This window comes from Planktotalea sp., from assembly GCF_018607965.1.
Lineage (GTDB): Bacteria > Pseudomonadota > Alphaproteobacteria > Rhodobacterales > Rhodobacteraceae > Planktotalea.
This window is the reverse complement of record NZ_JABBAM010000108.1, coordinates 1-4,223: the sequence shown is the minus strand read 5'-3', so window position 1 is coordinate 4,223 and position 4,223 is coordinate 1. Positions and strand designations below refer to the sequence as shown.

The 4,223-nt window shown below is 54.7% G+C and carries 6 protein-coding genes; 1 reads left to right on the top strand and 5 read right to left on the bottom strand.

Going from position 1 to position 4,223, the window contains the following annotated elements; genetic code table 11:
• Window positions 1-48: 48 nt before the first annotated feature.
• The 5 genes from QZ279_RS10050 to QZ279_RS10030 form a co-directional block, all read right to left on the bottom strand.
• Window positions 49-795, bottom strand: coding sequence for an SDR family NAD(P)-dependent oxidoreductase (locus QZ279_RS10050; protein ID WP_293450429.1), 747 nt, complete (start codon window positions 793-795; stop codon window positions 49-51).
• Window positions 792-1,568 carry a FadR/GntR family transcriptional regulator gene (locus tag QZ279_RS10045; RefSeq protein WP_293450427.1) on the bottom strand — a complete coding sequence of 259 codons (777 nt, stop codon included), beginning with the start codon at window positions 1,566-1,568 and terminating at the stop codon, window positions 792-794. Before QZ279_RS10045 ends, QZ279_RS10050 begins: the two co-directional genes overlap by 4 nt.
• A gap of 110 nt (window positions 1,569-1,678) precedes the next feature.
• Window positions 1,679-2,023: a Lin0512 family protein gene (locus tag QZ279_RS10040; RefSeq protein ID WP_293450425.1), complete on the bottom strand. Its 345-nt coding sequence runs from the start codon at window positions 2,021-2,023 to the stop codon at window positions 1,679-1,681.
• Window positions 2,020-2,367, bottom strand: coding sequence for a Lin0512 family protein (locus tag QZ279_RS10035; protein WP_293450431.1), 348 nt, complete (start codon window positions 2,365-2,367; stop codon window positions 2,020-2,022). Before QZ279_RS10035 ends, QZ279_RS10040 begins: the two co-directional genes overlap by 4 nt.
• 11 nt (window positions 2,368-2,378) lie before the next feature.
• Complete coding sequence (locus tag QZ279_RS10030) at window positions 2,379-3,332, bottom strand: zinc transporter ZntB (protein WP_293450423.1); 954 nt, start codon at window positions 3,330-3,332, stop codon at window positions 2,379-2,381.
• Window positions 3,333-3,405: 73 nt separating this feature from the next.
• On the opposite strand from QZ279_RS10030, the gene QZ279_RS10025 reads away from it, so the two are divergent.
• On the top strand, window positions 3,406-4,044 hold the full coding sequence (locus tag QZ279_RS10025; protein ID WP_293450421.1) for a DUF4062 domain-containing protein: 639 nt from the start codon (window positions 3,406-3,408) through the stop codon (window positions 4,042-4,044).
• Window positions 4,045-4,223: the final 179 nt, after the last annotated feature.

The following is a 4,223-nucleotide window of genomic DNA, read 5'->3' as shown; positions in this document are numbered from 1 at the left end:
TCGATCCTGTTCTGTCTTGCATTGCGCTCATTGACGGGTCTCGATTTTCTATTCCCTCAACGCAGGCAACCCAACGCCCGTGCTCTCGAATCCACCATCAGAGGCAATGACTTGGCCCGTTACATAGCTCGCCTCACGTGAACAAAGGAACGTAATCACAGATGCGATTTCATCCTCTGATCCATACCGGTTCAAAGGGATTGCGTCGTGGTAGGCGTCGATGATTTCTTGCGTATGGACCGCCATCGCCAATTTGGTACGCACAGGGCCGGGACAGACGCAGTTGGCGCGGATGCCGAATTCGCCAAGTTCCGCCGCTTGTTGTTTGGTCAAATGGATTACGGCGGCCTTGGATGTGCCATAGGCCACACGCAGGGTCGACGCGCGCAGGCCAGAAATGGACCCGATGTTCACAATCGCGCCTTTGGTTGCTTTTAACGCGTCCGTGGCGGCTTGGGATAGAAGGAACGTGCCATCCAGATTGATCGACATAACGGCCTTCCAGCGCGCAAAATCAGTATCTTCAATAGGTCCGAAATCAGCGATGCCCGCGTTATTTACAAGTGCGTCGACTTGGCCAAAACTTGCGAGCGTATCTGCGATGATCTGTGCGGCTTGCACGGGTTGTGAGATGTCGTAGTGCAAAGGCAATACATCGCTCAGGTCACTGGCCGTGCTGTTCAACTCTGCCTGATCCCAATCCACCATCGCTACGCGCCAGCCTTTGGCCAAAAGTTGCTTGGTTGTGGCAAGGCCTATCCCGCGCGCGGCACCTGTTACGATTGCTACCTTCATTTCGAGCCCCTTGATTGTTCATGATCGAACCGCTGACGCGCGATGTTTTCATTTGCTTGCGCTTTTACATCATCACGCAACGCGCTTTCCACGAACGTAAGATGCGCGATCACAGCGTCACGCGCGCGCTTTGGATCGCGGGCTTGGATCGCCTCATTAATCTTGGCGTGTTGATCTAGCAGCACATCGCGCGTGGTGCGTTGTTTGAACATGACTTGGCGGTTGTAAAACACGCCCTCGCGCAAAAGCTCATACATGGATCGCATCATGTGAAGCATGATGACGTTGTGGCTGGCCTCGATGATCGCAAGGTGGAATTCCGCATCCAGCTGCGCGTCTTCCTCAGCTGTTAGTTTGGAATGCGTGTCCTGCATCTTGCGAAAGACGGCGTCGATCACTTTCAGATCGGTGTCCGAGCCAAGCCGCGCTGCGCGTTCTGCAGCCAGACCTTCCAAGTCGCGTCGAAATGAGAGGTAGTCGAACACCGCTTCATCGTTGCGCGCGAATAGGCGGGTGAGTGCTGGGGAAAACGCCGACCCAAGAACATCCGCAACAAAGATGCCAGAGCCTGCTTTGCTGGCGAGAAGGCTGTCGTCCTGGAGGCTTGCAATCGCTTCACGGAGCGAGGGTCTGGAGACGCCGAGGCGCTCTGAGAGTTCGCGTTCAGACGGGAGACGTTCGCCGGGGCGCAGGATGCCACGCAAGATCAACGCCTCGATCTGGCGGATCACTGCGGTGGATAGTTTTTCGGTTTCTACGGGTTGGAAGGGCATGGCGCGCTTTCTGCTGAATTGGTCAACTTATATGACCGCAAGCGCCGCGCAGCAAGGGATAGGGCGGGGGCCAGCCCCCGTACCCCCGAAGTTTATTTAGAAAGATGAAGCTATGCCTGTTTTGGAAGGAAGGCCTCGATTGCGGCTGTCGCGATAACGATAGTGTCGCCTGTGTCCGGGTTTGTGACGTTAAGTCCACCGTGGGTTCCCGTGATGGTTGTCGTGCCGCGTGGGAGGCTGGATTTGAGATGTTCTGTGTCGAGTTTGTCAGGTTCCTGCACGCCAATCGTAACCTGTACGCGCATATTTTGGTGGGCGATGCCCCGCGCGGCGAGCATTGGGATGGCCGAGTGGCGGATCGCATCTTCGATCGCGCGGGCGGCGGCCTTGGTATAGTCCATCCCGTATTGATCGTTGCCAGATCCCATTTCGATGATGAAACGTTGGTCAGTCATGTTGCGGGCTCCAAATCTAGGGACACGTTGATGGCGACGGTCGCTATGACGGTTGGGTTGCCGTCTGGTCGCGGCACATCGAGGCCGCCTTTGGTGGCGGTAATCGTGATCTGACCGTAGGGGAAGATGTCTTTGAGGGCACTTGTGTCGAGTTGATCTGGTTGTTGCACGCCGATTTCAACGTCGATCAGCATCTCTTCTTTGTCCTTGCTGAAGAGTTCCGCGAGGTTGATGGAATTGTGCCAAAGCGCATCTTGCAGGGCGCGCCTCGCGGCTTGTGTATAGTCTTGGCGGCGCAAGCTAGCGCCTTGGCCAAATTCTGTAAGAAGGCGTTGTTTCATTATATTATCCTAATTCAGAGCCAGCCGCGCCAGCGGAAGACAGCGTAAAGCGCGATGCCAATTGCGGTGGACAGCGCGGTGAGCGCAGCAAACGCCCAGATCCATTCCGTGCCCGGCATCCCTGCGACGTTAACCCCAAACAGACCCGTTAGAAACCCGAGCGGCAGGAAGATCGCGGCCATCACCGAGAGCACGTAGCTGTTACGCCCCAGCGTCATAGCACCGTGCGCATCCACGTGTTCTTGGATCGCCATCAGCCTGTCGCGCGACGCATCCAGTGCCTCAACCGTGCGCGCAGTTCTGTTCGCGGCCTCGCGCAAGTGGTTGGAATGGGTCGCCTGCAATGTGCCTGTCACGTCCGTGGCGAGACGTTCGACCGCCTCGCGTTGGGGGCCTACAAAGCGGCTTAATTTGATGATGGATTGGCGCAGCGCGAGGCATTCTTTTGAGGTGCTTTGATCCGCATTGAGCGAGCTTTCTTCAAGCGCGTCCACGTGTTCTTCGAATTCAAGCGATACCGTTTCGATCCTATGGCACAGGCCATCGACCAATGCTGTCAGAAAGGCAGCGGGTGTCGCGGGGGCTGTGCCCTTTTCGGCGTCAACCCTTAGCGCATCGAGCGCCATCAAGCGGCGTTTGCGTACCGATATGATCCGCGTCGACGTCACCCATAGGCGCAGCGACACCATATTTTCTGGGTTCGCGTCTGGGTTCAAATTGACACCCCTGAGCGTGACGATCAAACCGCCCTCGAACGCGTCAACCCGTGGGCGGGTTTCAGCGGCAAGCAAGGCCTTGGCGACCAGTGGATCTACTTGGGTTGCCAGCCAGTCCGCGAGGTTTGGATCAGCCAAATCGAAGTGTGCCCAGCTCCATCCGCGCGTCGGTGCGTTTTCCGCGAGGTCGATCGCGTGCGTTGTGCCGTCAGTGCCGATGTCAAACGCGGCTATGGGGTTGGGTGTGGACATGTGGACCGGTCATTCCTTGTCTCTCGTCGAGGTTGTGTGCATCTTGTCTTAAATGCGATTGAGGGCAAGTGATTTGGAAAAGCGGTATCAGGTTTTTATCAGTTCGACGTTTCAGGATTTGCAGGGTGCGCGCCAAGAAGTTTCGCAAGCTTTGCTAAGGGCGGATTGCTTTCCGGCTGGGATGGAGCTGTTTCCCGCAGCGGACGAAGAGCAGTTTGAGTTCATCAAGACGGTGATTGATCAGTCGGATTACTACATCCTGATTTCAGCGGGGCGCTATGGGTCGATCCATCCTGAGACGGGGCTGAGCTATACTGAGATGGAGTATGATTATGCGGTGGAGACGGGGAAGCCTGTTATTCGGTTGCTGCATAAGGACCCGTTCAATGAGTTGAAGGGGGAGTTTATTGAACAGACGGATGAGGGAAAGAAAGCTCTCATAGCGTTCCGAGAAAGATTGAGTTCAACAAACCTTGTCAGATTTTGGGAAATACCAAAGGAACTAGGCATTGCGGTACTTGTGGCGCTTTCTGATCTGAAACGAAGAAATAATGCAATTGGCTGGGTTAGAGCCGACGCAGCCGTTGACCCAGCGACTTTGGTTGAACTGGATGATCTACGCAAACGCGCAAACTTAATTGAACGCACAACTTCAGAAATTCACACTTCAAATGACGAAAAAGCAGAGTACATAAAGACTCAAATTTTTTGATCAATGCGAAGCCGAGCCTGAAGCGAAGTACCTACCGAAAACTAGTAGAGAACATCGCCGCAGGAGAACTTTTAATGGAGGGTATGGACATACAAGAATTTGAACTTATTGATGAAATCTTACCAATTTTGTTGACTACTGGTTCAATTGTAGGGGATGAGAATGGGTATTCTACAACC

What these genes read in the sequence shown, in the direction of transcription:
- QZ279_RS10050 (WP_293450429.1), bottom strand. Translation starts at nt 795, where the DNA reads ATGAAGGTAGCAATCGTAACAGGTGCCGCGCGCGGGATAGGCCTTGCC.
- QZ279_RS10045 (WP_293450427.1), bottom strand. Translation starts at nt 1,568, where the DNA reads ATGCCCTTCCAACCCGTAGAAACCGAAAAACTATCCACCGCAGTGATC.
- QZ279_RS10040 (WP_293450425.1), bottom strand. Translation starts at nt 2,023, where the DNA reads ATGACTGACCAACGTTTCATCATCGAAATGGGATCTGGCAACGATCAA.
- QZ279_RS10030 (WP_293450423.1), bottom strand. Translation starts at nt 3,332, where the DNA reads ATGTCCACACCCAACCCCATAGCCGCGTTTGACATCGGCACTGACGGC.